Origin of the sequence: Micromonospora lacuserhaii (genome assembly GCF_036902735.1) — a bacterium.
Lineage (GTDB): Bacteria > Actinomycetota > Actinomycetes > Mycobacteriales > Micromonosporaceae > Micromonospora.
Genome location: NZ_JBAKHO010000004.1, coordinates 100,396 through 123,998 on the forward strand (window position 1 = coordinate 100,396; position 23,603 = coordinate 123,998).

The 23,603-nt window shown below is 74.0% G+C and carries 25 protein-coding genes; 12 read left to right on the forward strand and 13 right to left on the reverse strand.

Going from position 1 to position 23,603, the window contains the following annotated elements:
- Window positions 1-378: 378 nt before the first annotated feature.
- Window positions 379-1,203, forward strand: a complete 825-nt coding sequence (locus tag V6U81_RS04205) for a SigB/SigF/SigG family RNA polymerase sigma factor (protein ID WP_334484623.1) — start codon at window positions 379-381, stop codon at window positions 1,201-1,203.
- 172 nt (window positions 1,204-1,375) lie between these two features.
- Here V6U81_RS04205 and V6U81_RS04210 read toward each other — a convergent pair whose 3' ends face one another.
- From V6U81_RS04210 to V6U81_RS04220, 3 genes are read right to left on the reverse strand one after another with little or no spacing between them, the layout of a single operon-like run.
- Window positions 1,376-1,969, reverse strand: a complete 594-nt coding sequence (locus tag V6U81_RS04210; protein WP_334484626.1) for a GNAT family N-acetyltransferase — start codon at window positions 1,967-1,969, stop codon at window positions 1,376-1,378.
- Complete coding sequence (locus tag V6U81_RS04215) at window positions 1,966-3,474, reverse strand: APC family permease (RefSeq protein WP_334484629.1); 1,509 nt, start codon at window positions 3,472-3,474, stop codon at window positions 1,966-1,968. The genes V6U81_RS04210 and V6U81_RS04215 overlap by 4 nt, the downstream gene beginning before the upstream one ends.
- Before the next feature lie 47 nt (window positions 3,475-3,521).
- The gene (locus tag V6U81_RS04220; RefSeq protein WP_334484796.1) at window positions 3,522-4,148 is read right to left on the reverse strand and encodes a GOLPH3/VPS74 family protein; all 627 of its coding nucleotides are present in this window, start codon (window positions 4,146-4,148) and stop codon (window positions 3,522-3,524) included.
- Window positions 4,149-4,292: 144 nt separating this feature from the next.
- Between V6U81_RS04220 and V6U81_RS04225 the strand changes: the two genes are divergently transcribed.
- From V6U81_RS04225 to hrpB, 3 genes are read left to right on the forward strand one after another with little or no spacing between them, the layout of a single operon-like run.
- On the forward strand, window positions 4,293-5,135 hold the full coding sequence (locus V6U81_RS04225; protein ID WP_334484631.1) for a helix-turn-helix domain-containing protein: 843 nt from the start codon (window positions 4,293-4,295) through the stop codon (window positions 5,133-5,135).
- Between the two features lie 39 nt (window positions 5,136-5,174).
- Complete coding sequence (locus tag V6U81_RS04230; protein ID WP_334484633.1) at window positions 5,175-5,375, forward strand: DUF397 domain-containing protein; 201 nt, start codon at window positions 5,175-5,177, stop codon at window positions 5,373-5,375.
- Between the two features lie 20 nt (window positions 5,376-5,395).
- Window positions 5,396-7,909: an ATP-dependent helicase HrpB gene (gene hrpB / locus V6U81_RS04235; protein ID WP_334484798.1), complete on the forward strand. Its 2,514-nt coding sequence runs from the start codon at window positions 5,396-5,398 to the stop codon at window positions 7,907-7,909.
- Here the strand turns inward: hrpB and V6U81_RS04240 are convergent, their stop codons facing one another.
- Window positions 7,910-8,635: a PP2C family protein-serine/threonine phosphatase gene (locus V6U81_RS04240; protein ID WP_334484634.1), complete on the reverse strand. Its 726-nt coding sequence runs from the start codon at window positions 8,633-8,635 to the stop codon at window positions 7,910-7,912.
- A gap of 155 nt (window positions 8,636-8,790) precedes the next feature.
- Between V6U81_RS04240 and V6U81_RS04245 the strand changes: the two genes are divergently transcribed.
- Window positions 8,791-11,499: a glycoside hydrolase family 9 protein gene (locus V6U81_RS04245; RefSeq protein ID WP_420883964.1), complete on the forward strand. Its 2,709-nt coding sequence runs from the start codon at window positions 8,791-8,793 to the stop codon at window positions 11,497-11,499.
- A gap of 90 nt (window positions 11,500-11,589) precedes the next feature.
- Here V6U81_RS04245 and V6U81_RS04250 read toward each other — a convergent pair whose 3' ends face one another.
- Together V6U81_RS04250 and V6U81_RS04255 are read right to left on the reverse strand one after the other, a co-directional pair.
- Window positions 11,590-11,892, reverse strand: coding sequence for a hypothetical protein (locus tag V6U81_RS04250; RefSeq protein WP_334484636.1), 303 nt, complete (start codon window positions 11,890-11,892; stop codon window positions 11,590-11,592).
- A gap of 47 nt (window positions 11,893-11,939) precedes the next feature.
- Window positions 11,940-12,227 (reverse strand): flavin reductase, encoded by a 288-nt coding sequence (locus tag V6U81_RS04255; RefSeq protein ID WP_334484638.1) that lies wholly within the window; start codon window positions 12,225-12,227, stop codon window positions 11,940-11,942.
- 250 nt (window positions 12,228-12,477) lie between these two features.
- Between V6U81_RS04255 and V6U81_RS04260 the strand changes: the two genes are divergently transcribed.
- The 3 genes from V6U81_RS04260 to V6U81_RS04270 are packed head-to-tail and all read left to right on the forward strand — an operon-like array spanning window position 12,478 to window position 13,879.
- A complete protein-coding gene (locus V6U81_RS04260; RefSeq protein ID WP_420883969.1) occupies window positions 12,478-13,203 on the forward strand; it encodes a Scr1 family TA system antitoxin-like transcriptional regulator in 726 nt (241 codons plus the stop codon).
- Window positions 13,200-13,397 (forward strand): DUF397 domain-containing protein, encoded by a 198-nt coding sequence (locus V6U81_RS04265; protein ID WP_334484804.1) that lies wholly within the window; start codon window positions 13,200-13,202, stop codon window positions 13,395-13,397. Before V6U81_RS04260 ends, V6U81_RS04265 begins: the two co-directional genes overlap by 4 nt.
- The gene (locus V6U81_RS04270; protein ID WP_334484806.1) at window positions 13,394-13,879 is read left to right on the forward strand and encodes a GNAT family N-acetyltransferase; all 486 of its coding nucleotides are present in this window, start codon (window positions 13,394-13,396) and stop codon (window positions 13,877-13,879) included. The genes V6U81_RS04265 and V6U81_RS04270 overlap by 4 nt, the downstream gene beginning before the upstream one ends.
- Before the next feature lie 75 nt (window positions 13,880-13,954).
- On the opposite strand, the gene V6U81_RS04275 is transcribed toward V6U81_RS04270, so the two are convergent.
- A complete protein-coding gene (locus tag V6U81_RS04275; protein ID WP_334484640.1) occupies window positions 13,955-14,464 on the reverse strand; it encodes a GNAT family N-acetyltransferase in 510 nt (169 codons plus the stop codon).
- Window positions 14,465-14,599: 135 nt separating this feature from the next.
- On the opposite strand from V6U81_RS04275, the gene V6U81_RS04280 reads away from it, so the two are divergent.
- On the forward strand, window positions 14,600-15,868 hold the full coding sequence (locus V6U81_RS04280; protein ID WP_334484642.1) for an MFS transporter: 1,269 nt from the start codon (window positions 14,600-14,602) through the stop codon (window positions 15,866-15,868).
- A gap of 13 nt (window positions 15,869-15,881) precedes the next feature.
- Window positions 15,882-16,415 carry a GNAT family N-acetyltransferase gene (locus tag V6U81_RS04285; RefSeq protein ID WP_334484644.1) on the forward strand — a complete coding sequence of 178 codons (534 nt, stop codon included), beginning with the start codon at window positions 15,882-15,884 and terminating at the stop codon, window positions 16,413-16,415.
- Window positions 16,416-16,425: 10 nt separating this feature from the next.
- Here the strand turns inward: V6U81_RS04285 and V6U81_RS04290 are convergent, their stop codons facing one another.
- The 5 genes from V6U81_RS04290 to V6U81_RS04310 are packed head-to-tail and all read right to left on the reverse strand — an operon-like array spanning window position 16,426 to window position 20,992.
- Window positions 16,426-16,683 (reverse strand): UBP-type zinc finger domain-containing protein, encoded by a 258-nt coding sequence (locus tag V6U81_RS04290; protein ID WP_334484646.1) that lies wholly within the window; start codon window positions 16,681-16,683, stop codon window positions 16,426-16,428.
- Window positions 16,683-18,260, reverse strand: a complete 1,578-nt coding sequence (locus tag V6U81_RS04295; RefSeq protein ID WP_334484648.1) for a Na+/H+ antiporter — start codon at window positions 18,258-18,260, stop codon at window positions 16,683-16,685. The genes V6U81_RS04290 and V6U81_RS04295 overlap by 1 nt, the downstream gene beginning before the upstream one ends.
- A 37-nt stretch (window positions 18,261-18,297) precedes the next feature.
- A complete protein-coding gene (locus tag V6U81_RS04300) occupies window positions 18,298-19,263 on the reverse strand; it encodes a TIGR03885 family FMN-dependent LLM class oxidoreductase (protein WP_334484650.1) in 966 nt (321 codons plus the stop codon).
- 39 nt (window positions 19,264-19,302) lie between these two features.
- Entirely contained in the window at window positions 19,303-20,715 is a 1,413-nt protein-coding gene (locus tag V6U81_RS04305) for an NADP-dependent succinic semialdehyde dehydrogenase (protein WP_334484652.1), read from the reverse strand.
- A 13-nt stretch (window positions 20,716-20,728) separates the two neighbouring features.
- The gene (locus V6U81_RS04310; RefSeq protein ID WP_334484654.1) at window positions 20,729-20,992 is read right to left on the reverse strand and encodes a DUF6343 family protein; all 264 of its coding nucleotides are present in this window, start codon (window positions 20,990-20,992) and stop codon (window positions 20,729-20,731) included.
- Window positions 20,993-21,207: 215 nt separating this feature from the next.
- On the opposite strand from V6U81_RS04310, the gene V6U81_RS04315 reads away from it, so the two are divergent.
- Together V6U81_RS04315 and V6U81_RS04320 are read left to right on the forward strand one after the other, a co-directional pair.
- Window positions 21,208-21,813, forward strand: a complete 606-nt coding sequence (locus V6U81_RS04315; RefSeq protein ID WP_334484656.1) for an antibiotic biosynthesis monooxygenase — start codon at window positions 21,208-21,210, stop codon at window positions 21,811-21,813.
- A 132-nt stretch (window positions 21,814-21,945) separates the two neighbouring features.
- The gene (locus V6U81_RS04320) at window positions 21,946-22,797 is read left to right on the forward strand and encodes a GDSL-type esterase/lipase family protein (protein ID WP_334484658.1); all 852 of its coding nucleotides are present in this window, start codon (window positions 21,946-21,948) and stop codon (window positions 22,795-22,797) included.
- 30 nt (window positions 22,798-22,827) lie between these two features.
- On the opposite strand, the gene V6U81_RS04325 is transcribed toward V6U81_RS04320, so the two are convergent.
- A complete protein-coding gene (locus tag V6U81_RS04325; protein ID WP_334484660.1) occupies window positions 22,828-23,595 on the reverse strand; it encodes an EcsC family protein in 768 nt (255 codons plus the stop codon).
- Window positions 23,596-23,603 lie beyond the last annotated feature (8 nt).

The following is a 23,603-nucleotide window of genomic DNA, read 5'->3' on the forward strand; positions in this document are numbered from 1 at the left end:
CGCCTCCGTACCAGGGGATGTTCACCCGCGACGTTACGACCGGTCCCATCGACGGGACAACGACGGAAAGCCGACACTGGGCGCCCACTGTCGGATGTCACCTTGACCGCTCGACCGGCGACCGGACCCGGACGGCTCGACGGGGGTGGATGGATGGTGCGCGCGGTCGGCCGGTCGGCCCCGGTAAGCGTGATCACAAGGCCGATAAGTTATGCCCGTTACAGTGCTTTCCTGCCTGTAAATAACTTAAGTACATCAGCCTTTCGGCTAGATTTTGCTGCGACGATCAGGTTAAGGTGAGTCCCGAACGGCCCATCTGAAGCTAAACCAAAGCGTCACGTCTTTTTGCCCGCGGACGAGGTGCAGGGAGGACCACCAATGACCGCGTCAACCATCAGCGAGCAGGCGACCACAGTGCCGTCCACCACGGAGAAGCTGGACCCGCGCGCGCTCACCGACAGCGCCGCGGACCTCCTCAACGCGATGGCCGCGCTGCCCGCCAACCACCCCTCCCGCGCCGCCCTGCGGGACAAGGCCATCGAGGCCTGGCTGCCGCTGGCCAACCACCTGGCCCACCGCTACAGCGGCCGCGGCGAGCCCACCGACGACCTGGCCCAGACCGCCGCCGTCGGCCTGATCAAGGCGATCGACAAGTTCGACCCGACCCGCGGCGTCGACTTCGCCGGCTACGCCATCCCGACCATCATCGGTGAGCTCAAGCGGCACTTCCGGGACCGCACCTGGGACATCCGGGTGCCCCGCCGCCTCCAGGAGCTGCGGCTGGCCATCTCCGACGCCAACAGCTCGCTGCTGCAGACCCTCGGCCGCTCGCCGACGGTCGCCGACATCGCCGCGCACCTCAAGCTCACCGAGGAAGAGGTCCTGGAGGGCCTGGAGGGCGCCCGCGCCTACAACGCGGTGTCGCTGTCCACCCCGACCGGCGACGGCGACCGCGCCACCGAGCTGGGCGACATGCTCGGCGGCGAGGACAACGAGTTCGAGCTGGCCGAGCTGCGGGTCGCCCTCGGCCCGGCGCTGGCCACCCTCGACGAGCGCGAGCAGAAGATCCTCACGCTGCGCTTCTACGGCAACCTGACCCAGTCGCAGATCGCCGAGCAGATCGGCGTCTCGCAGATGCACGTGTCCCGGCTGCTCGCCCGGGCGCTGACGAAGCTGCGGGGTCAGCTCGACGGTACGTACTAGGGGGGTCGACGGTGGCCGGGTCGGCGGACCCGGTCACCGTCGCGTTCCTCAGGGCCCGGTCGGCGGTTCGCCGGCCGGGCCTCTCCGTACGCCCCCGTCGCGGCTCAGCACCAACAGCTCGAGAGGTACGCCGACGGGGCCCGGCGCGCGCCGGGCCCCGTCGGATCGACCGTCAGCGGGCGGCGGGCTCCCGCCACATCGGGTAGAACGGCGTGCCGTCGGGCAGCCGGAAGGGCTCCCGGACCTGGTAGCCGTGCCGGGCGTACAGGTCGCGGCTGCGCTCGCTGCTCGCCTCCAGATAGCCCGGCACCCCCTCGGCGTCCAGCGTCGCGTGGTGGTGTCGCAGCAACGCCGTGCCGATGCCCCGACCCTGGCACCCCGGGGCGATCGCCAGGAAGGCCAGGTGGTGATGGGCGTCGTGCGGGTGGCTGGCCTCGAAGAGCTCGTCGAGGTGCTGGAACCTCGGCGTCCACTCCCCGCAGGACGCCGCGACCCGGGCGTCGTAGTCGGCCGGCGGCGGAGCCGGTTCGCCGACCTGCGGGAGCCAGACCGCCACCCCGGACCGGTCCGCGGTGGCCTGGACCAGGCCGTGGCGCATGGCGTGGTCGATCAGGATCTCGAAGTTGTCGGCCAGCACCGCCTCCCGCTTGGCGTCGTCGGGAACGAGCCACCGGGTCACCGCCAGCGGTTCGAAGGCGGCGGCGATCAGCTCGGCGACGGGGCGGGTCTCGTCCGCGCCGAGCCGCTCGATCGGTACCTCGGTCACCGGCGCGCCTCCACCGGATCGGCGACCGAACCGACGCCGGCCGCCGCGCTCTCCGCGCCCAGCCCGATCCGGGCGTACACGCCCGGACGGCTGCTGCGCAGCGCCAGTGCCCAGAGGGCGCCGAGCACCGCGGCGACCGGGTAGACCGCCGGGATGATCCAGCGCAGCGGCGAATCCGGGGCCACGCCGAGGAGGGTGGCGAAGTTGGCCACCGCCACCACCACGATGACGGTCAACGCGATGGCCGCGAGGCCCGGGGCGATCGCCCGACGCCAGAGGGTCTCCGCCGCGCCGGTGCGGGCGAAGAACACGATCACCGCGACCGAGGTGGCGGCGATCAGCAGCAGGACGCCGAAGCCGCCCCCGGTGCCGCCCCAGAAGAAGAGCTGCACCAGCGGGTCCCAGCCGGCCACCGCGTAGAGGACGATCACCGTGAGGCCGAGCAGGCTCTGCGCCAGCGACGCGACGCGCGGCGCGCCGGTGCGCGGCGAGGTCTGCCCGAACACCGCCGGCAGCACCCGCTCGCGGCCGAGGGCGAAGGCGTACCGGGCGGTGGTGTTGTGGAACGAGATCATCGCGGCCAGCAACGAGGTGAGGAAGAGCGCCTGGCCGATGGTGACGGCGGTGTCGCCGAGGTGCTCGCCGGCCAGCCCGAAGATGAGCCCGGTGCTCTGCTCGCGGGACGCGTCGACGATCTTGTCCGGCCCGGTGGCCACCGTCATCGACCAGGACGAGAAGGCGTACAGGGCGGCGATGATGGCGACCGAGAGGTAGGTGGCCACGGGCACGGTCCGCTTCGGGTCCTTGCTCTCCTCGCTGAAGACCACGGCGGACTCGAAGCCGGTGAAGCCGGTGGCCGCCAGCACCAGGATGGCGCCGACACCCGGCACGAAGAGGTTGTCCGGCGACAGGGTGCTGAAGCTGACCGAAGCGCCGGCCGGGTGGGTCACCTGCGCCAGGTCGAAGACGAGGATCACCGCGATCTCGGCGATCAGCAGCACGGCGAGCACCAGGCCGTTGATGTCCACCCGGAGCACGCCGAGCGCGGCGACCAGCGCCCAGGCGACCAGGGCGACCACCCACCACGCCGGGCTGCCGCCGAAGAGCTGGGTCAGCACGGGCTCGGCGGCGGCGCCGATCGCGCCGTAGAGCCCCACCTGGAGCGCGTTGTAGGCGATCAGCGCCACCCAGGCCGCGGCGACACCGGCCGGGCGGCCCAGTCCGCGCGCGATGTACGCGTAGAAGGCGCCCGCGTTGGCGACCCGCCGGGCCATCGCGACGTAGCCGACCGAGAAGAGCGCGAGCACCGCCGCGATCACGAGGAAGGCCAGCGGGATGCCGGTGACGCCGGTGACCGCGTAGCCGGTGGTGACCACGCCGGCGACCACGGTCAGCGGCGCGGCGGCGGAGAGGACGAAGAAGATGACGGAGGGGATACCGAGCCGGCCACGGGCCAGGGCGTCGGAGACGTTGCTGGGTCGTTCCAGCGTCGTTGTCGGGGGCATGGGGGCTACTCCGGTTCGAGGGGAGGGGTGGGGGGTGGCGCCGGGGGTCAGGGGGCGCCGCGCAGCACCGCCGCGCCCACGGCGGCCTCGGTGTGCGCGACGAGTTCCTTCAGTGGGGCGGGTAGTGACTGGATCAGCGCGCCGAGGCGGTGGTGGGCGCGGGGGCCGGCGCTCCACAGCACCTCGCGGGTCAGCCCCGCGGCGGCGACCAGTCCGAGCAGGGCGCCGTCCGCCACGGACGGCGGGTCCGCCCGTTCCAGCAGGGCCTGCAGCCGGGTGGACGGCCAGGCGACGGCGTTGAGGTCGATCGGGACGTAGCTGACCGAGGTGCGCAGCAGGCGGCGGTTCTCCTGGCGGCGCAGCACGCCGGCACGGGCCAGCCGCTCCCCCACCGACATGGTCGCGCTCTGGGCCAGGAAGCTCAGCCAGGTCCGGACGGCCTGGTGCTGGGACTCGCCGATCAGTTGGTCGAGCACGGTGTGGGAGAGCGCGTCGGCGGGCGGCCGGCGGTCGACGACGGTGAGGAGTCCGTTGGACACAGTGATCTGTCCGAACAGGACGAGTTCGCCGAGGAGGGCGCCGGCCAGGCCGAGACCGGTGGCGCTGGGGTGGAGCTTCGCCTTGCCCCGGCTGTCGTTGTGGGCTATCAGGAAGAACTCGTCGGCGATGAGCAAACGAGCCTCCAACGCAATGTGTCCACTAGTGATCGACGCCGGGTGACAGGATGCCCGCGCCGTCCGCTCAATGCAACTCCCACTTTTCGCAGTTGCACTCCGTGCTCACGCGACCTGGGGATCTTGCCGTGACAGACTCGGAGGGTGACCACCAGCCCTACCGTTCGGCGCCGTCGTATCGCCCGGGAACTCCGCCAGCTGCGCGAAGGCGCAGGGATGACGCTCGATGTCGCGGCTCGCCAGCTCGACATGTCCAAGAGCAACCTGTCCCGGATCGAGAACGCCCAGATCGGTATCCGCCCCCGGGACGTCCGCGCGGCGCTCGCCCTCTACCAGGTGACCGGAGCGGACGCCGAGGCACTCATCGAGATAGCCCGCGACGCCCGGCAGCGCGGATGGTGGCAGAGCTACAGCGACGTGCTGCCGGAGTGGTTCGAGTTCTACGTCGGGCTGGAGGCGGAGGCGACCACGCTGCGCACGTACGAGGCGGAGGCGGTGCCCGGCCTGCTGCAGACCGAGGCGTACGCCCGGGAGGTCTTCCGCCGTACCGCCGGCGAGGACGGCCTCGAGCGCAAGGTGGCCGCCCGGCTGCGTCGGCAGGAGGTGCTGCGGCGGGAGTCGCCGGTGAAGCTGTCGGTGGTGCTCAACGAGGCGGTGCTGTGCCGTCCGGTCGGCGGGCCGGCGGCGATGGCCGGGCAACTGCGCCACCTGACCGACATAGCCCACTCACCGAACGTGACTGTCCAGGTACTTCCCTTCGCGACCGGCGGGCACCCCGCGATGAGCGCGCCGTACGTCATCCTCGGCTTCGCCGACGCGGCCGACTATCCAGTGGTCTACCTGGACAATCTCACGATGGGCCTGGCTCTGGAGGAGGCCGGGCAGGTTCGCGGGTATAGCCTGGTGCACGAGGAGCTGTGCCGCACGGCACTGGATCCGGCGGGCTCCGTGGCCCGCCTGGAGGAGGCTGCTCGTCACTTTGCGTGACCCAGTTTCGGCACGCCACAAGGGACATGAGGTACGCGTATGACCGCGCTCGACCTGTCCGGGGCGCGCTGGCGCACCAGCACCCGGAGCATCGGCAACGGCAACTGCGTGGAGGTGGCCACCGTCCCCGGCGGTGTCGCGGTGCGCGACAGCAAGGACCGGCCCGGCCCGGTTCTGGTCTACCACCCCGCCGCGTGGACGTCCTTCGTCGCCGGCGTCGACACCGTACGCCCCCGCTGACCGGCGGGCCGCCGACCGCCGTGCTCTCCGACGTACCCCTCGACCTGCCGGTCCGGCCCGTGCTGCCGGCGGTGTCCCGGGCGCTGGCCGCCGCGGGCGCCGCCGTCCTGGTGGCGCCGCCCGGCACCGGCAAGACCACCCTCGCTCCCCTCGCCGTGGCCGACGACGTCGAGGGTCGGGTGCTGGTCGCGCAGCCCCGCCGGGTGGCCGCCCGCGCGGCGGCCCGGCGGATGGCCGCCCTGCTCGGCGAGCGGGTCGGCGACCGGGTCGGGTACGCCGTGCGCGGGGAGCGCCGGGTCGGTCCGGGCACCCGGATCGAGGTGGTCACCACCGGCCTGCTGGTCCGCCGGCTCCAGCACGACCCCGAGCTGCCCGGCGTCGGGGCGGTACTGCTCGACGAGTGCCACGAGCGGCAGCTCGACGCCGACCTGGCGCTCGCCTTCGCGGTGGAGGCCCGCGCCGCCCTGCGTCCGGACCTGCGGCTGCTGGCCATGTCCGCGACGCCGGAGGCGGACCGGTTCGCCGCGCTGCTCGGCGGCGGGGAGGGCCCTGCCCCGATCGTCCGGGCCGAGGCCGCGCTGCACCCGGTCACCCGGGTCTGGACGCCGCCGTCCCGGCCGGTCGCGCCGCCGGGTGCCGGTCGGGTCGACCCGGCCCTGCTGGACCACGTGGCGGCCACCGTCCGCCGGGCGCTGCACGAGCAGGACGGGGACCTGCTGGTCTTCCTGCCCGGCGCCGGTGAGATCGGCGCCGTCGCCCGCCGGCTGGGCGACCTGGCCGACCGGGTGGCCGTCCTGCCGCTGCACGGGCGGCTTCCCGCCGCCGCGCAGGACGCCGCGCTGCGCCCCGCCGACCGCCGCCGGGTGGTGCTCGCCACCGCCGTGGCCGAGAGCAGCCTGACCGTGCCCGGGGTCCGGGTGGTGGTGGACGCCGGGCTGAGCCGGGTCGCCCGCACCGACCTGTCCCGGGGGCTGGGCGCCCTGGTCACCGTCGGAGTGTCCCGGGCCGGGGCGACCCAGCGGGCCGGCCGGGCCGGCCGGGAGGCCCCGGGGTACGTCTACCGGTGCTGGTCGGAGGCGACCCACGAACGGCTCGCCGCGCAGCCGGAGCCGGAGATCGCCACCGCCGACCTGACCGGCTTCGCGCTGGACCTGGCCGCCTGGGGCAGCCCCGATGGCGCCGGGCTGGCCCTGCCCGACCCGCCGCCCCCGGCGGCGCTGACGGTGGCCCGGGAGACCCTGACGGTCCTCGGGGCGGTGGACGGCGACGGCCGGATCACCGCCCGGGGCCGGGCGATCGCCGCGGCGGGCGCGCATCCCCGGCTGGGGCGGGCGCTGCTCGACGGCGCCGGCCGGGTCGGCGTGGACCGGGCGGCCGAGCTGGTCGCGCTGCTCGCCGAGGAGGGGCTGACCGGCCGGGACGACGACCTGGTCGCCGGCTGGCGCCGGTTGCGGGCGGAGACGGACCCGGGCGCGACCGCCCGCTGGCGGGCCGAGGTACGCCGGCTGCGCGCCGCCCTGCCGGACCGCTCCCGGCCGACCGGTGGCCACCTCCCCGACGACCTGGCCGCCGGGCTGCTCGTCGGCCTGGCGTACCCGGAGCGGCTGGCCCGGGTGCGCCGGGCCGGTGGGACGTCGTACCTGATGGCCGGCGGGACCGCGGCGGAGCTGGCGCCCGGGTCGGGCCTGACGGGCGTCGACTGGCTCGCGGTCGCCGTGGCGGACCGCTCCCCCGGCGCGCCGACCGCCCGGATCCGGCTCGCCGCCGCGCTGGACGAGGCGACCGCCCGGGAGGCCGGCGGCCCGCTGCGGCGCGAGGAGCGGGAGGTCGGCTGGGCCGACGGCGACGTGGTGGCGCGCGAGGTGGTGCGGCTCGGCGCGATCGAGCTGGTCACCCGGCCACTGGCCCGGCCGGGACGCGAGCTGCTGGCCGCCGCGCTGCGCGAGGGTCTGCGCCGGGAAGGGCTGGCGCTGCTCAACTGGACGCCGGCAGCGCGGGCGCTGCGCGCCCGGCTGGCATTCTGCCGGCACGCGCTGGGCGGGGACTGGCCGGAGGTGACCGACGAGGCGCTGCTCGCCGCCGCCGACGAGTGGCTGGGCCCGGAGCTGGCCGCCGGCCGCCGTCGGGCAGATCTGGCCCGGGTGGACGTGGCGGGCGCGCTGCGCCGGCTGCTGCCCTGGCGGGAGGCGGCCCGGCTGGACGAGCTGGCCCCGGAACGGATCGAGGTGCCCAGCGGCTCGAAGGTCCGGGTGGACTACACCGACCCGACGGCCCCGGTGCTGGCGGTGAAGCTCCAGGAGACGTTCGGCTGGCGGGACGCGCCCCGGATCGCCGACGGGCGGGTGCCGGTGCTGCTGCACCTGCTCTCCCCGGCCGGCCGGCCGGTGGCGGTCACCGCCGACCTCGCGTCGTTCTGGCGCACCGGGTACCCGCAGGTCCGCGCGGAGCTGCGCGGGCGCTACCCGCGCCACCCGTGGCCGGAGGACCCGACCACGGCGGCGCCGACCCGGCACACCACGCACCGGCGGCGCTGACTACTCCTCGACGATGTCGGCGATCACCACGGTGACGTTGTCCGGCCCGCCGGCGCGCAGCGCCAGATCGATCAGCCGGCGGGCGCACTGCTCCGCGTCCGCGGTCTCGCCGAGGACCTCGGCGAGGGTGTCCGCGCGGACCACGTTGGAGAGGCCGTCGCTGCAGAGCAGCCAGCGGTCACCGGCCCAGGGCGGCATCGTCGCGTACGTCGGGGAGACCTCCTCGCCCTGGAGGGCCTGGGTCACCACCGCCCGCCGGGGGTGGCTGGCCGCCTCTTCGGGGCTGATCACCCCCTGGTCGACGAGCATCTGGACGAAGGTGTCATCCCGGGTGATCTGCTTGAGCGTGCCCTCGCGGAACAGGTAGGCGCGGGAGTCCCCGATGTGCGCCAGGGCCAGGCAGGTCCCCGTCCGGGCGAAGAGCAGGGCGGTCAGCGTGGTGCCCATGCCCTGCCGTTCCGCGTCCTCGACGACCGCCTGGCGGATCCGCGCGGTGGCGAGTTCGATGCCGCTCTGCAGCGCGGCCACCAACGAGTCCTCGGGGGTCGCCAGGTCGAGGGGGGCGAACGCGTCGATGGCGATCCGGCTGGCCAGGTCGCCGGCCGCCATCCCGCCCATGCCGTCGGCGACGGCGACGAGCCAGGCACCGGCGTGCAGGGCGTCCTGGTTTCCGCTGCGGATCAGCCCACGGTCGCTCGCCCCGACGGAACGAAGCTTCAGGGTCATGGGAGGCAGCCTGCCAGGCGAAGGGCGCTGTTGTCTCTAGGAGATCAGGACGACGCCGCATGGCGCGGCGAATCTCACTGTGGTTTCCCTGCTGGGGAGGCTTTTCCGGCCGGCCCGCGGAAGGTCATCCAGCCCGATCGATTGACACGGCGGAGATGCGCTGGAAACATCGAGCTGATATTGGGAGCGCTCCCAGAGGTCTCCCGGCACCCCACCGCTCCCCCACCCGGAAAGGAATCCCCGTGATCCTGATCCGACGCCGCCGCCGCCACCTCGCGGTGCTGGCAGCGACGACCCTGGTGCTCACCGGCGCCAGCGCCGGCACCGCTCACGCCGAGGTCCCACCCGACGCCCCCGAACAGATCAGCAACGGCGACTTCAGCGCCGGCGTCGCCCCCTGGTTCTCCTACGGCACCGGCGCGCTCGACGCCGGTGACGGCCGGCTCTGCACCACCGTCGCGGGCGGGCTGGCCAACCCGTGGGACGCCGGCATCGGCCACGACGGGGTACACCTCAACGCCGGCGCCGAGTACGTCCTCGGCTTCGACGTCTCCGCCACCCCGGGCGCCGCCGTCAAGGCCGTCCTCCAGCTCGGCAGCGCCCCCTACACGACGTACGCCAGCGTCGAGACCACCGCCGGCACCGAGCCGAAGCGGGTCACCCAGACCTTCACCGTGCCGGCCGCCAACGACAACGCCCAACTGGTCTTCCAGGTCGGCGGCGCCACCGCCGAGCAGCGCCTCTGCCTGGACAACGTCTCCCTGCGCGGCGGCGAGGCCGCCCCGCCGTACCAGCCCGACACCGGCCCCCGGGTGCGGGTCAACCAGGTCGGCTACCTGCCCGGCGGCCCGAAGAACGCCACCGTGGTGACCGGGGCGACCGACCCGCTGCCCTGGCAGCTCCGCTCCGCCGCCGGCGCGGTGGTGGCCAGCGGCGAGAGCACCCCGCGCGGGGTGGACGCGGCCTCCGGCCAGCCCGTGCAGACCATCGACTTCTCCGCGTACCGGACGCCGGGCACCGGCTACACGCTGGTAGCCGACGGCGAGACCAGCCACCCGTTCGACATCTCCGGCGCCCTGTACGACCGGCTGCGCGCCGACTCGCTCCAGTTCTTCTACGCCCAGCGCAGCGGCACCCCGATCGACGGCGACCTGATCGGCGCCGGGTACGCCCGCCCCGCCGGCCACCTCGGCGTGGAGCCCAACCAGGGCGACACGAGCGTCGGATGCCAGCCCGGCGTCTGCGACTACTCGCTCGACGTGCGCGGCGGCTGGTACGACGCCGGCGACCACGGCAAGTACGTGGTCAACGGCGGGATCGCCGCCTACCAGCTGCTGAACACCTTCGAGCGGACCAAGACCGCGGAGACCGCCGACGGTGGCACCGTCCTGGGCGACGCCACCCTCCGGGTGCCCGAGCGCGGCAACACGGTCCCCGACGTGCTCGACGAGGCCCGCTGGGAGATCGAGTTCCTGCTCCGCATGCAGGTGCCCGCCGGCGAGCCGCTCGCCGGGATGGCCCACCACAAGATCCACGACCGGGCGTGGACCGGGCTGCCGCTCGCCCCGCAGGACGACCCGCAGCCGCGCGAGCTGCACCCGCCGTCCACCGCGGCCACCCTCAACCTGGCCGCCGTCGCCGCCCAGTGCGCCCGCCTCTTCGCCCCGTACGACGCGGCGTTCGCGGCCCACTGCGGCACCGCCGCCAAGACCGCGTACGCGGCGGCGAAGGCCCACCCGGCGCGCTACGCCAGCGTCACCGACGGCACCGGCGGCGGCGCGTACGAGGACGACAACGTCACCGACGAGTTCTACTGGGCGGCGGTGGAGCTCTACCTGACCACCGGGAAGAAGACCTACCTGGACGACGTGACCGCCTCGCCGCACCACACCGGCGACGTGTTCACGCCGGGTGGGGCGTTCGGCTGGCAGAGCGTCGCCGCGCTCGGCCGGCTCGACCTGGCCACCGTGCCGAACGGACTACCCTCCGCCGACCGGGTCCGGGTCCGCGCCTCGGTGACCGCCGCCGCCGACGGGTACCTCGCCGCGCTGCGCGCCCAGGCGTACGGACTGCCGCTGCCCGGTGACGCCGCCGCCTACGTCTGGGGCAGCAACAGCAACGTGGTGAACAACGCGGTGGTGCTGGGCACCGCCTTCGACCTGACCCGGGACGCGAAGTACCGGGACGGGGCCGTCCAGGCGGCGGACTACCTGTTCGGCCGCAACGCGCTCAACATCTCGTACGTGACGGGCTGGGGCGAGCACTCGGCGCAGAACCAGCACAGCCGGATCTTCGGCCACCAGCTGAACCCGGACCTGCCGCACCCGCCGGCCGGCTCGCTCGCCGGGGGCCCCAACGCCGGCATCCAGGACCCGTACGCCGCGCAGCTGCTGGCCGGCTGCCAGCCGATGTTCTGCTACGTGGACGACATCAACTCGTACTCGACCAACGAGGTGGCGATCAACTGGAACTCGGCGCTGGCCTGGCTCGCCTCGTTCCTCGCCGACCAGGGTGACGCCGGCGCGGTCCCGGCGCCCACCTGCGCCGCCGGCTACCAGATCAACGGCACCTGGCCGGACGGCTTCAACACCCAGGTCACCGTCCGCAACACCGGCACGTCCACGATCAACGGCTGGACCGCCCGCTGGGCGTTCACCGGCGACCAGAGCGTCGCCTCCGCCTGGTCGGCGCAGGTGAGCCAGTCCGGGGCGACGGTGACGGCGAAAAACCTGTCGTACAACGCGAAGATCGCCCCCGGCGCGAGCGTGACCTTCGGCCTGATCGGCAAGGCCGGTGCCCTCGCCAACCCGGCCCCGACCCTGATCACCCTCAACGGCCACGCCTGCACCCGCCCCCTGACCTGATTCGCGCACGGAGGGGACCGCCCCGGCACGGGACGGTCCCCTCCGTCGTCGCGGTGACCGGCCTTCAGCTCCCGATGGCCGGTGGTCCGGTCAGCGGCACCAGGCGAAGAGCTCCGGGCTGGTGGTGTGCAGCTTCACGACCTGACCGAGCGAGAGGTACGACCCGGCGGGCAGCTCGGCGAAGATCGGCCCGTTCACCGGGTCGGCCAGGGTGGAGTAGTCGACCTCCTGCTGCGCGGCAGCCTGGAGCAGCCCGAGGCTCTTCAGGGTGCCGAGCCCGGCCTGGACGCAGGCGGCGCCGGAGTCGGCCGGAGCGGCCTGGGCCGGGGCGGCGACGGCGAGCCCGCCGAGGACCGCAGCGGTGACGCCCGCGAGGGCGATGGACTTGCGCATGATTGGTTCCCTTTCCGATCAGGTGGATGTTCCTGATCAGGGCTTCGTCATCCGGACCGCCTCCGGATGCAGCCCGGTGGGGGTCGATCTCGCGCCCTCGCCCAGGACAGGAAGCGTTCCGTCAGGTCGGTCGGGCGGACGTGGCCGCCGAGCTGGGCCAGCTGATCGCCCGCCTCGCTCATCAGCGTCGCCAGGTACACCAGCAGCGCCGCCCGGTCGTCGCGGTACTGCACCAGCATCGACAGCCGGGCCGGCTGGCAGGGCCACTCCGCCCCGCAGGCCCGGCAGCGCCACAGCGGACGCATCGGCACGTGCGGCCGGACGGGCCGGCTCACCGCTGCCCCCGGCGGGGCCAGAAGCGGATGGGCACGGGGTTCCTCCTTCGTCGTGAGTGGACCGGGCCGCCCCGACGTCGTCGGCGGGGCGGCCCGGCGGTCCCGCCGACGGTTCGGGCCACGGCGGCGGTTCCGCTGCCCGCAACCCTTCCGCGCGTCACGGGACGATCACAGGGTGTATCGGTAGGGTCGGCAGACGTTCGGGACGTCCTGAGTGGAGGCGGATGTGAACGACGTGCTGCGGGTGGCCATGGCCGAGGCCGGCGAGACGGCGGAGTCGCTGGCCGAGCGGATCGGCGTCGACCCGAAGACGGCGGCCCGCTGGGTGAGCCCGGGCCGGGTGCCGCACCCCCGGCACCGGGCGGCGGTGTCCCGGGCGCTGGGCCGCGAGGTGGGCGAGCTGTGGCCGGACGTGGTGCGCCGCCGGGAGCCGGCCTGGTTCCGCCCGTGGGCGGAGGTCGAACGGGAGGCCACGTCGCTACGCTCGTTCGAGCCGTCGGTGCTGCCGGGCCTGCTCCAGACCGAGGCGTACGCGGACGCGGTGCTCAGCAGCGGCCCGCTCGCCGACGACGAGGTCGAGGGGTACGTCGCCGCCCGGCTGGCCCGGCAGGCGGCGGTCTTCGACCGGCCCCGGCCACCGATGACCGTCTTCGTGATCGACGAGGCGGCGCTGCGCCGGGGCGAGCCGGAGCTCATGCACCCGCAGCTCGACCACCTGATCGTGATGGCCCAGCGCCCCCGCGTCCTGCTGCACGTGCTGCCGCTGCGCGCCGGCTTTCATCCCGGCCAGGCCGGGGCGTTCGTGATCGCCAGCTTCGACGACCACGACGACGTCGGCTACCTGGACGACCAGGCGGCCGGCCGGCTCACCAACTCCGTTGCTCCCCTGTGGGGGGTCTGGGACACTCTGAGGTCGGTGGCGCTGCCGCGCGACCAGTCGATCCAGCTTCTGAAGGCGCGAGAATGGCTGAGATGACCGGCGCCCGCTGGCGCACCAGCACCCGCAGCAGCTCCAACGGCGGCAACTGCGTCGAGGTCGCCGACAACCTCCCCGGCCTGGTCCTGGTGCGCGACTCCAAGGACCGCGACGGTGGCACGCTCACCTTCACCCCCGGCGCCTGGCGGTCATTCGTCGGGCAGCTCGGCGCGGCCGGGCGGAGCGACCGCTGACCGACCTCGTCGTACGCCCGGCGACCCCGGCGGATCTCGCCGCCCTGGTGGCGCTGCGGCTGGCCAACGCCGAGGCGCACCTGGCCCTGGACCCGGCCGGCTACCGGATGCCCCGCCGCGACGCCGTGACCGCGCACTTCCGCGCCGTGCTGACAGCCGGGAGGGACGCGATCCTGGTGGCCACGAACGCCGACGGCCGGGTGCTGGGGATGGTCGAGGTGCTGCTCCTCCCGGATCCCCCCGAGCACCAGATCCTGCAACCGGAATCCGCCGCGCAGGTGCACACCGTCGTCCTGCCCGACGCCCGCGGCCTCGGGGTCGGCGCCGCCCTGCTGGCGGCTGCCGAGCGGTGGGCGGCGGAGCGGCACGTCTCGTGGCTCTCGGCGGGCATCCACCACCGCAACAGCGGCGCGGTCGACTTCTACCGTCGGCACGGCTATGCCGACTCCGGACTGTCGCTCGGGCGACGCCTCGGGGCGTAGCGGGCTACCCGGCCGGGAGTACGCGCAGCGCACCTCCCCCGCCCGGTCCCTGCTCTGCTGACTGGGCCCGTCGGCTCAGACCGGCCGTCGCATGGCGACCCGGTCGGCCATGTCGAGCCCGAGCCCCGCCTCGGCCGCCAACACCGCCACCAGCCCCGGGGTCAGCTCCGAGTCGGAGAGCGGGTGGAACCCGCAGCGGGCGTAGTACGGCGCGTTCCACGGCACGGACCGGAACGTGGTCAGCGTCAACGCGGGAAGGTCTCGTTCGGCGGCCCATTCCGCGACGTGGTCGAGCAGCCGCCGCCCCATGCCTCGCCGGGCGTGGTCGGGGTGGACGCTGAACTGCTGGACGTGGGCGCAGCCGTCGACCAGCTCGGCCAGGGCGAAGCCGACCGGGCGGTCCTGCGCGTCGGCCGCCACCCACACCCGCCCGGCGGCCTGGCCGGCGGCGAGCACATCGAGCGGCAGCGGTGGCGCGTCGGCGACGGCCACCATGCCGATCTCGCGGAACGGCTCGCCGGAGGCGACCTCGATCCGTTGCAGGTCGGTGAGTTCGTCCGCCGTCGCCGTTCTGATCCGCTCCACGGTCGCCGACCCCATCACAGATGAGGGCCGGCGGCCAGTGGATTACCGCGTCAGCTCGCCCGGACCTGGCCCCTGTGATCGGGGTCGCCGCGAACGGGACACCGCCCGCCGGGCCCGCCGTCCTACGGTCGGACGATGAGCCCCGGCTGGTCGATGGTCCCCCCGCCCGGTCGGCTGCGCACCCTGGCCCTGGCCACCCTGGCCAACACCGTCGGCTCCGGGCTCTGGCTGACCGGGGCGGCGCTCTACCTCACCCGGGACGTCGGGCTCAGCCCCGCCTCGGTGGGCCTCGGCCTCACCGTGGCCGGGCTGGTCGGGCTGACCGCCGCCGTACCCCTCGGCGGGCTGGCCGACCGGCGCGACCCACGGACCCTGCGGGCACTGCTGCAAGTGCTCCAGGCCGCCGTCGCCGTGGCATACCTGCTGGTCGGGTCGTTCCCGGTGTTCCTGGCGGTGGCGGTGGCCGACGCGCTGCTCACCTCCGGCAACCTGGCGGTCCGCGCCGCGCTGGTCTCGGCGGTGGGTGGGCCGCACGGTCGGGTGCACGCCTTCGCCACCCTGCGCGCGGTGGCGAACCTCGGCATCGCAGTCGGCGCCGGGCTGGCCGGGTTCGCGCTCGCCGCCGACGACCACCGGGCGTACCAGCTGCTGGTGGTCGGGAACGCGGCCACCTATCTGGTCTCGGCGGCGCTGCTGCTGCGGCTGCCGGCCCACCCGTCGGCCCGGGGAGCCGGGCCGACGCCCGCCGCGCGACGCGGACGGGCGCTGCGGGACCTGCCGTTCCTGACGGTCAGCGGGGCGTCGGCGATGCTGGCCCTGCACTGGACGGTGCTCACCCTGATCGTGCCGCTCTGGACGGTGCGCCGCACCGGGGCCCCACCGGCCGTGGTGTCGGCGGTGCTGCTGGTCAACACGGTGCTCACCGTGCTGCTGGCGGTGCGGCTGTCCCGTGGCGCCGATACCCCCGCCCCGGCCGCCCGGGCGATGCGCCGCGCGGGCCTGGTGCTGGCGGGGGCGATGCTGCTCTACGCGGCCACCGCCGGCACGCCGGCCGTGCCGGCGACCGCGCTGCTGCTGCTCGCCACGGCCGTCTACACCGTCGGCGACCTGTGGCACGGCGCCGCCGGGGCGGGACTGGCGTACGGCCTGGCGGCGCCGGACTCGATCGGGGCGTACCAGGGGGTGGACGGGCTGCTCGCCGGCCTGGCCCGGGCCGTCGGGCCGGCGTTGCTGACCTGGGCGGTCCTGGACGGCGGTGTCGCCGGTTGGCTCGGTGTCGCCGCGCTGTTCGCGCTGACCGGCCTGCTCGTCCCGGCGCTCACCCGCCGGGCCGTCGCCAGCCGGGACCATGCAGTGGTCCGCCCCGCCGGCAGACACGCCACGCATCGACCCTCGCCGCTGTAGCAGCATGTCGGCCATGACCCATCAGGAGACGCTCGTCATCCGGTCCGGCGACACGGCCGACGCTGCCACGGTGCTACGGCTGCTCGACGCCGCCACCGCCTGGCTGGTGGCCCGGGGTCGCACTGGTCAGTGGGGCACCGAGCCGGCTTCCGGCGACCCGCGCCGGATCGCCCAGGCCGAGGGCTGGGCGGCGAGCGGGGACCTCTGGCTGGCGATGCTGGGCGACAACCCGGTCGGGGCGCTGGTGGTCGGCGCGGCCAACGTCCATGTTCCCCCTCCCACCGAGCCGGAACTGTACGTCAACCTGCTGGTCACCGACCGGGCGTACGCCGGTCGGGGGATCGGGGCCCGGCTGCTGGCGTACGCGGCGGAGCTGGCCCGCGAACGCGGTCGGGGCCTGCTCCGGGTGGACTGCTACGCCGGCGCCGATCGAGCGCTGGTCCGCTTCTACGAGAGCTGCGGCTTCACCGCCACCGACCCGTTCGAGGTGGAGCGCCCCGGCTGTGAGCCGTGGCCCGGCCAGGTGCTCGCCTGCCGGCTGCGCTGAGCCGGCTCGATCAGCCGATCTCCTCGTCCACGAAGCACCAGCGCCACGCCTCCCCCGGCTCGATCGAGCGCATCACCGGGTGCGAGGTCGACTCGAAGTGCTTCGTGGCGTGCTGGTACTCCGAGGAGTCGCAGCAGCCCACGTGACCGCAGGTGAGACAGGCGCGCAGGTGCACCCAGTCGTCGTTGCCGATGGCCACGCAGTCCGGGCACTCGGACGTCGTCCTCGGCTCCGCGGTGCCGGCCTCGGCCAGGTGCTGGCAGCTCATCAGTCGATCTCCTGTCGCAGCAACGACTCCTCCAGATCCAGGTCACGGTAGGCCCGCACCAGCACCTCCTCCGGAATCCGGCCGGCGTCACGCGCCGCGCGGAACACCTCCCGCTCGGCGTCGATCATCTCCTGTCGCAGCCGACCGTACGCCTGCGACGGGGTTTCCCGCCCACTGCCACCCAGTCGTTCCCAGGCCACGTTGGTGCGGCTCTGCACGAGCGTGCGCAGCCGCTCCACGACCGCCTGGGGCGCCCCTTCGGCGAGCGCGTCGAGGCGTTCCCGGGCGGCCTTCCCGGCCTGCTGCTGCACCGCCGCGGCGGTCAGCGCGTCCTGCACCGGGTCGTCGGCCGGCAGTTTGAGCCAGCGGGCCACCGCCGGCAGGGTGGCGCCCTGCACCACCAGGGTCACCACGATGACCGCGAACGCCAGCCAGATGAACAGCGCCCGCTGGTAGGGCCGGTCCCCGGCGATGGTCAGCGGCAACGCCAGCGCGGCGGCCAGGGTGACCACCCCGCGCATGCCGGCCCAGCCGATCACGATGGGCACCCGCACCGGCGGGACCGGATCGCGGCGCCGGACCCGGGGCACCAGCCGGGCCAGGTAGGTGGCCGGGAAGAGCCAGACGAACCGGGTCAGGAAGACGGCGAGCAGCACCGCGGCGGTGATCCCGACCAGCCGGCCGAGCGGCTCGTCCAGGTCCCGCACCACCTCGCGTAGTTGGAGACCGACCAGCAGGAAGACCAGCCCTTCCAGCAGGAAGCGGGCCAGCCGCCAGAACGCGCCGATCTGGAGCCGGGAGGCGGCCGAGAGCAGCAGCGGCAGCTTGTGGCCGATGCCCAGGCCGGTCACCACCACCGCGACCACCCCGGAGGCGTGGATCTCCTCGGCGGCGAAGACCACCGCGAACGGCACGATCAGCGACAGCGCGTTGTCGAGCAGCGGATCGGTGGTGTGCTTGTGCAGGAAGCCGAAGACCACCACCCCGAGCAGTCCGACCAGGATGCCGCCGCCGGTGGCGACCAGCACCTCCCTGGCGACGTAACCGGCGCCCACACTCCCGCCCGCGGCCGCCGCGGCGGCGACCGACACCCGCAGCAGCACCAGCGCGGTGGCGTCGTTGACCAGGCTCTCGCCCTCCAGAATGGTCACGATCCGGCGGGGCAGCCCGACCTTCCGGGCCACCGCGGTGGCGGCGACCGCGTCGGGCGGCGCCACCACCGCGCCCAGCGCCAAACAGATGGCGTACGGCAGGTCGGGCAGGAACAGGTGCACGACGGTGCCCACCACGAACGCGGTGAAGAGCACCAGCCCCACCGCGAGCAGCAGGATCGGCCGCAGGTTGAGCCGGAACGCCGGCACCGAGGTCTCCAGGGCCGCCACGTAGAGCAGCGGCGGCAGGATCCCGACCAGCACCAGGTCCGGATCGAGCCGGACCTGGGGGAAGCCGGGCAGGAAGGAGAGCCCGAGGCCGAGCACCACCAGCAGGATCGGGGAGAGCAGACCGAGCCGGCGGGCCAGCGCCGCGCCGAACGTCGCGATCGCGAGGAAGACCACGACCTCGAACAGAGCTTCCATGGGGTACGAGCCTAGGCGTACCCGGGGTGCGCGGTGATCAGGCGGTGGCCCGCAGCTTCGGCAGCACCTCGGCGCCGAAGGTGTCGATGAACGCCCGCTGCTCCTGCCCGACGTGGTGCAGGGCGATCTGGTCGAAGCCGAGCTCGATGTACTCCTCCAGCCAGCCGACGTGCCGGCCCAGGTCGGCGGAGACGTTGACCACCTCGGTGACCTTTGCCAGCGGCACGTCCTGGCTGACCGTGTCGAAGTGCTCGGCGGTGTCCAGGTCCCAGCAGACCGGCGGCGGGAAGATGTTGCTGCGCCACTGGTCGTACGCGATCGCCTCGGCCTCGGCCTGCTCGGGCGCCCAGCTCACGTGCACCTGCAGGTGCAGCGGCCCGCGCCCGCCGGCGTCCCGGTACGCGCCGATCATCTCCCGCAGGTGCTCGGTCGGGGCGTTGACGGTGATCAGACCGTCGGCCCACTCGGCGCACCAGCGGGCGGTGGCGACGCTGACCGCCGCGCCGATCAGCGCGGGTGGCTGCTCCGGCCGGGTCCACAGCTTCGCCCGGTCCACCCGGACCAGCCCGTCGTGGCTGACCTCCTCACCGGCGAGCAGCGCGCGGATCACGTCGACGCACTCGCGCAGCCGGGCGGCCCGGACGTCCTTGCGCGGCCAGCCGTCGCCGGTGATGTGCTCGTTGCTCGCCTCCCCGGTGCCCAGGGCGGCCCAGAACCGGCCCGGGTACATCGCACCGAGGGTGCCGATGGCCTGCGCGATGATCGCCGGGTGGTAGCGCTGCCCGGGCGCGTTGACCACGCCGAAGGGCAGGCCGGTGGCCTGGAGCGCGGCGCCCAGCCAGGACCAGGCGAAGGCGGACTGCCCCTGCCGGGCGCTCCACGGCGAGAAGTGGTCGGACGACATGGCCGCGTCGAAGCCGGCCCGTTCGGCGTGGATCACCGCCTCCAGCAGCTTGCGGGGAGGGATCTGCTCATGGGAAGCGTGGAAGCCGAACACCGTCATGGACGGAACTCCTACCCATGACGGCGTCCGGCCAATCGCCTACTCCGAGTGCGCGCCGGCGCCGGCGCCGACCTCGCCCTCCCCCACCCACACGGTCTTGATGTTGCAGAACTCGCGCATGCCCAGCGCGGAGAGTTCGCGCCCGTAGCCGGAGTTCTTCACCCCGCCGAACGGCAGCTCCGGATAGGACGTGGTCATCCCGTTGATGAAGACGTTGCCGGCGTCCAGGTCGGTGGCGAAGCGCTCCTGCTCCGCCTCGTCGGTGGTCCAGGCGTTGGAGCCGAGGCCGAAGCTGGTGCCGTTCGCCACCTCGATCGCCTCCTCGTACGAGGAGACCCGGTAGAGGCCGGCGACCGGCCCGAAGACCTCCTCGGCCCACATCCGCATCTGCGGGGTCAGGTCGGTGACCACGGTCGGCGGGTAGTACCAGCCGTCGCCGGCGGGCTTTTCGCCGCCGCAGAGCACGGTGGCGCCGTTGCGCACCGCGTCCTGCACCTGGGCGTCGATCTCGTCCCGGCCGCGCTCGCTGGCGAGCGGACCGACGTCGGTCGTCTCGTCCATCGGGTCGCCGACCCGCAGCGCGGACATCCTGGCGGCGAACTTCTCGGCGAAGGCGTCGAAGACGTCGGTGTGCACGATGAAGCGCTTGGCGGCGATGCAGGACTGGCCGTTGTTCTGGCACCGGGCGGTGGTCGCCACCTCGGCGGCCCGGTCCAGGTCCGCCGAGGGCATCACCACGAAGGGGTCGCTGCCGCCCAGCTCCAGCACCGTCTTCTTCAGCTCCCGGCCGGCGATCTGGCCGATCGAGCGGCCGGCGCTCTCGCTGCCGGTCAGGGTGGCGGCGCGTACCCGGGGGTCGCTGAGGATCCGGTCGACGGCCTCGGAGCCGACCAGCAGGGTGGTGAAGGCGCCCTCTCCGAAGCCGGCCCGACGGAACACGTCCTCCAGGTAGAGGGCGGTCTGCGGCACGTTGGAGGCGTGCTTGAGCAGGCCGGTGTTGCCGGCCATCAGCGCGGGCGCGGCGAACCGCATCACCTGCCAGAGCGGGAAGTTCCACGGCATGACCGCGAGCACCGGGCCGATCGGCTGGTACCGGACGAAGGCGCGCTTCGCCTTGACCGCGCCGGCGTCGGCGGGCTCGTCGGCGAGCATCCGCTCCGCGTTGGCGGCGTAGAAGCGGCAGGCGGTCGCGCACTTCGTGACCTCGGCCTTCGCCGCGGCGTACGTCTTGCCCATCTCGGTGGTCATCAGCCGGGCGGTGGAGTCCCGTTCGGCGTCGAGCAGGTCGGCGGCGGCGTTCATCCACTGCGCCCGCTGGGCAAACGTGGTGCGGTGCAGGTCCCGGAAGGCGAGGTCCGCCCGCTCGATCGCGGCGTCGATCTGCTCGTCCGACATCGGGTCGTACGACTTGAGCACCTGACCGGTGGCCGGATTGGTGGTGGCGATGGGCATTCTCGTACTCCTGTCACTCGAAGAGTGAGTGGCGCGCGCCCGGCTCCTCGCGGTGCCGGGCGGCGCGGCGCCGCTGGATGACGACCAGGTCGACCACGGCGACCACGGCGAACAGCGCGCAGACGACGCCCAGCCAGACCACCTCGACCCGGAACGCCAGGATCGCGAAGACAGTCATGGTGACCAGCCCGAACAGGGCCAGCACCAACCGGAGGTTGAGCGCGCTGTAGGCGTGGCCGACCGTGCCGCGGGCGCGCCGGGGCTGCGATCTCGTCATTCTTCCGGGCTACCCCCGCAGGCGCGAGGCTAACCGGACAGGCGCGCCCGCACCGGGGCGCGCGGCGGTGCGAGCCGGCGACCGCAACGGCCGGGAGGGCCGGCGGTGATCCCGGCCACGGAGCGGGTACGTCGAGGATGCGACCACCGGTGGGTTGCGTTACACCCGTGCGCCGCTACCAGGCCGACACCGGGGCCGGCGGGAAGGATGAGGGCATGACCATGACCCACGCGGTGCCGGTGACCGTCGCCATCGCCCGGCGGGCGGACCCGGCGCGTGCCCACGAGATGGTCGCCTGGATGCGGGCCGGCAGCGCGCTGGCCGAGAGCTTCCCGGGTTTCCTCGGCGTCGGCTGGGTGCAGAGCGCCCCCGGCTCGCCGGAGTGGCACATGCTCTACCGGTTCGCCGACGACGAGACGCTGCGCCGCTGGGAGGAGTCGCCGCAACGCAACTGGTGGCTGACCTCTGCGCAGGGCATCGTCGAGCACACCCGGGTGGAACGGCGGACCGGCATCGAGGGCTGGTTCGACCCGCCGGTCGACCACGTGGTGGAGAACGTGGCCAGCGACGCCGGGGAGCCGGTCCCCGTCACCCCGCCGCGCTGGAAGCAGGCGGTCACCATCTGGCTGGCGTTCTTCCCGCTGAGCCTGACCGCGACCCTGCTCACCGCCCGGTTCATCAGTGGGGTGCCGCTGGCGGCCCGGGTACTGATCATGACGCTCTGCCTGACCCCGCTGATGACCTACCTGGTCCTGCCCCGGATCACCCGGGCCCTGCACTGGTGGCTGCACGGTCAGCAGCCGCCCTGGCGGGCGCGTTGAACCATTGAGTAGCAGATTCATGTTTCTAAATATCGACTCTGCCTGAAAGTCGACACGAGCGGACCGCCCCGCCCGGCCGGCCCCATAGAGTGACCGCGCTGTCGCTCCGCGCCGCCGGACCGGGGGAATGAGATGCCACGACGCTGGGTCGCCGCCGTCGCCTGCCTGTTGGCGCTGGTCGCCCTCGCCTGCGAGAAGGGCAGCGAGGCGAGCCCGAGACCGTCCCGCGGCTCGACTCCGGCCGGTCTGCCGGCCACCATGGCGGCCCTGGGCGACTCCATCACCACCGGCTTCGCGTCCTGCCTGGTGCTCACCTCGTGCCAGCGCAACTCCTGGTCGACCGGGGACGGCATCCGGGTGGAGAGCCACTACCGCCGGCTGCTCGACAGCGACCCACGGCTGCGCGGCCGGGCGTTCAACCACGCCGTGCCGGGCGCCCGCGCTGCGGCGCTCACGGGCCAGGCCGGCGCGGCGGTACGCGACAAGGCCGACTACGTCACCGTGCTGATCGGGGCCAACGACGCCTGCCGGGACAGCATCGGCGCGATGACCCCGGTGAAGACCTACCGCGCCCAGGTCGACCGGGGGCTGCGGGTGCTGCGCGACGGGCGGCCGAAGGCCAAGGTGCTGGTGGTCAGCATCCCGGACCTCTACCGGCTCTGGGAGGTCGGCCACACCGACGGCCGGGCCAGCCGAATCTGGCGTACCGGCATCTGCCCGGCCCTGCTGGCCAACCCGACGTCGTCCGCGGCGGCCGACCGGGCCCGCCGGACCGCCTTCCGCAAGCGGATCGACGCCTACAACGACCAGTTGCGGGCGGCCTGCCGGGCGTACGGCTCCCGGTGCCGGTACGACGGCGGCGCGGTGCACCGGGTCCGCTTCAGCCTGGACGAGGTGAACGGGTTGGACTGGTTCCACCCCAACGTCGCCGGGCAGAACCGGCTGGCCGAGGTGAGCTTCTCCGCCGCCGGCTGGCGGCTGTAGACCTCGACCCGCCGGGAGCCGGGCCGCGACTCAGGGATGGCGCTGTTGCGGCACCTCGCCCTGGCCGCCGCGGTAGAGCGCGCGGGCCCGCTCGGCGAGATCCTTCGTCGCCGACGAGTTCGCCCAGGTGCCCAGGATGATCGCCGCGCCCGGCACGACCTTGGCGAAGATCCGCTTGGCCGCCCGGACCCCGGCCATCCGGGCCAGCCGGACGCCCAGTTGGAGCATCACCTTGCCGAGCGGGCTCTGCGCCCCGCGGCCGAACAGTGCCCCGGCGCGCTCCCGCCCCGCGGCGACGCCCAGGGCCAGCCGGGCGCTCTCGGCGACCTTGTGCACCTTCTGCAGCACGAGCAGGTCGGTGGCCCGGTCCGGGTGCACCGGGTCCGAGCCGTACGCGGCGGCGACGTGCAGCACCAGGCGGGCCTGGGTCCAGGCCAGCACGCCCACGTCGATGACCGCGCCCGGCAGGCCGGCCACGCCGGAGACCGCCCCCGAGAGGCGGGCCCGGTTGACGAACTTCCGGACCGCCTGCTCGGCGAGCTCGTCGGCAGAGACGTCGGGCCGGTCCGCGCGCTCCCGGGCCACCCACGCGGCGGCCTCCGGCCCCAGCCGGCGGACCGCCTCCAGGGCGAGGTGCTCGGGGGCGTACTGCGGGTCCTCCCGCATCCGGTCCCAGAGGTTGGCCGGGGGCGCCTCCGGGGCGTCCGCCGGGTCACCGATCGGACTGACGGCAGGCGGCGCGACGGGCTGCGGGGTGGGGACGGTGGGTTCGTCGTCCACGGGGGCGGCGTCGGACACGGGGGCTC

What these genes read in the sequence shown, in the direction of transcription:
- V6U81_RS04205 (WP_334484623.1), top strand. Translation starts at nt 379, where the DNA reads ATGACCGCGTCAACCATCAGCGAGCAGGCGACCACAGTGCCGTCCACC.
- V6U81_RS04215 (WP_334484629.1), bottom strand. Translation starts at nt 3,474, where the DNA reads ATGCCCCCGACAACGACGCTGGAACGACCCAGCAACGTCTCCGACGCC.
- V6U81_RS04230 (WP_334484633.1), top strand. Translation starts at nt 5,175, where the DNA reads ATGACCGCGCTCGACCTGTCCGGGGCGCGCTGGCGCACCAGCACCCGG.
- V6U81_RS04240 (WP_334484634.1), bottom strand. Translation starts at nt 8,635, where the DNA reads ATGACCCTGAAGCTTCGTTCCGTCGGGGCGAGCGACCGTGGGCTGATC.
- V6U81_RS04245 (WP_420883964.1), top strand. Translation starts at nt 8,791, where the DNA reads ATGCGCTGGAAACATCGAGCTGATATTGGGAGCGCTCCCAGAGGTCTC.
- V6U81_RS04250 (WP_334484636.1), bottom strand. Translation starts at nt 11,892, where the DNA reads ATGCGCAAGTCCATCGCCCTCGCGGGCGTCACCGCTGCGGTCCTCGGC.
- V6U81_RS04260 (WP_420883969.1), top strand. Translation starts at nt 12,478, where the DNA reads ATGGCCGAGGCCGGCGAGACGGCGGAGTCGCTGGCCGAGCGGATCGGC.
- V6U81_RS04265 (WP_334484804.1), top strand. Translation starts at nt 13,200, where the DNA reads ATGACCGGCGCCCGCTGGCGCACCAGCACCCGCAGCAGCTCCAACGGC.
- V6U81_RS04280 (WP_334484642.1), top strand. Translation starts at nt 14,600, where the DNA reads ATGAGCCCCGGCTGGTCGATGGTCCCCCCGCCCGGTCGGCTGCGCACC.
- V6U81_RS04285 (WP_334484644.1), top strand. Translation starts at nt 15,882, where the DNA reads ATGACCCATCAGGAGACGCTCGTCATCCGGTCCGGCGACACGGCCGAC.
- V6U81_RS04290 (WP_334484646.1), bottom strand. Translation starts at nt 16,683, where the DNA reads ATGAGCTGCCAGCACCTGGCCGAGGCCGGCACCGCGGAGCCGAGGACG.
- V6U81_RS04295 (WP_334484648.1), bottom strand. Translation starts at nt 18,260, where the DNA reads ATGGAAGCTCTGTTCGAGGTCGTGGTCTTCCTCGCGATCGCGACGTTC.
- V6U81_RS04300 (WP_334484650.1), bottom strand. Translation starts at nt 19,263, where the DNA reads ATGACGGTGTTCGGCTTCCACGCTTCCCATGAGCAGATCCCTCCCCGC.
- V6U81_RS04305 (WP_334484652.1), bottom strand. Translation starts at nt 20,715, where the DNA reads ATGCCCATCGCCACCACCAATCCGGCCACCGGTCAGGTGCTCAAGTCG.
- V6U81_RS04310 (WP_334484654.1), bottom strand. Translation starts at nt 20,992, where the DNA reads ATGACGAGATCGCAGCCCCGGCGCGCCCGCGGCACGGTCGGCCACGCC.
- V6U81_RS04315 (WP_334484656.1), top strand. Translation starts at nt 21,208, where the DNA reads ATGACCATGACCCACGCGGTGCCGGTGACCGTCGCCATCGCCCGGCGG.
- V6U81_RS04320 (WP_334484658.1), top strand. Translation starts at nt 21,946, where the DNA reads ATGCCACGACGCTGGGTCGCCGCCGTCGCCTGCCTGTTGGCGCTGGTC.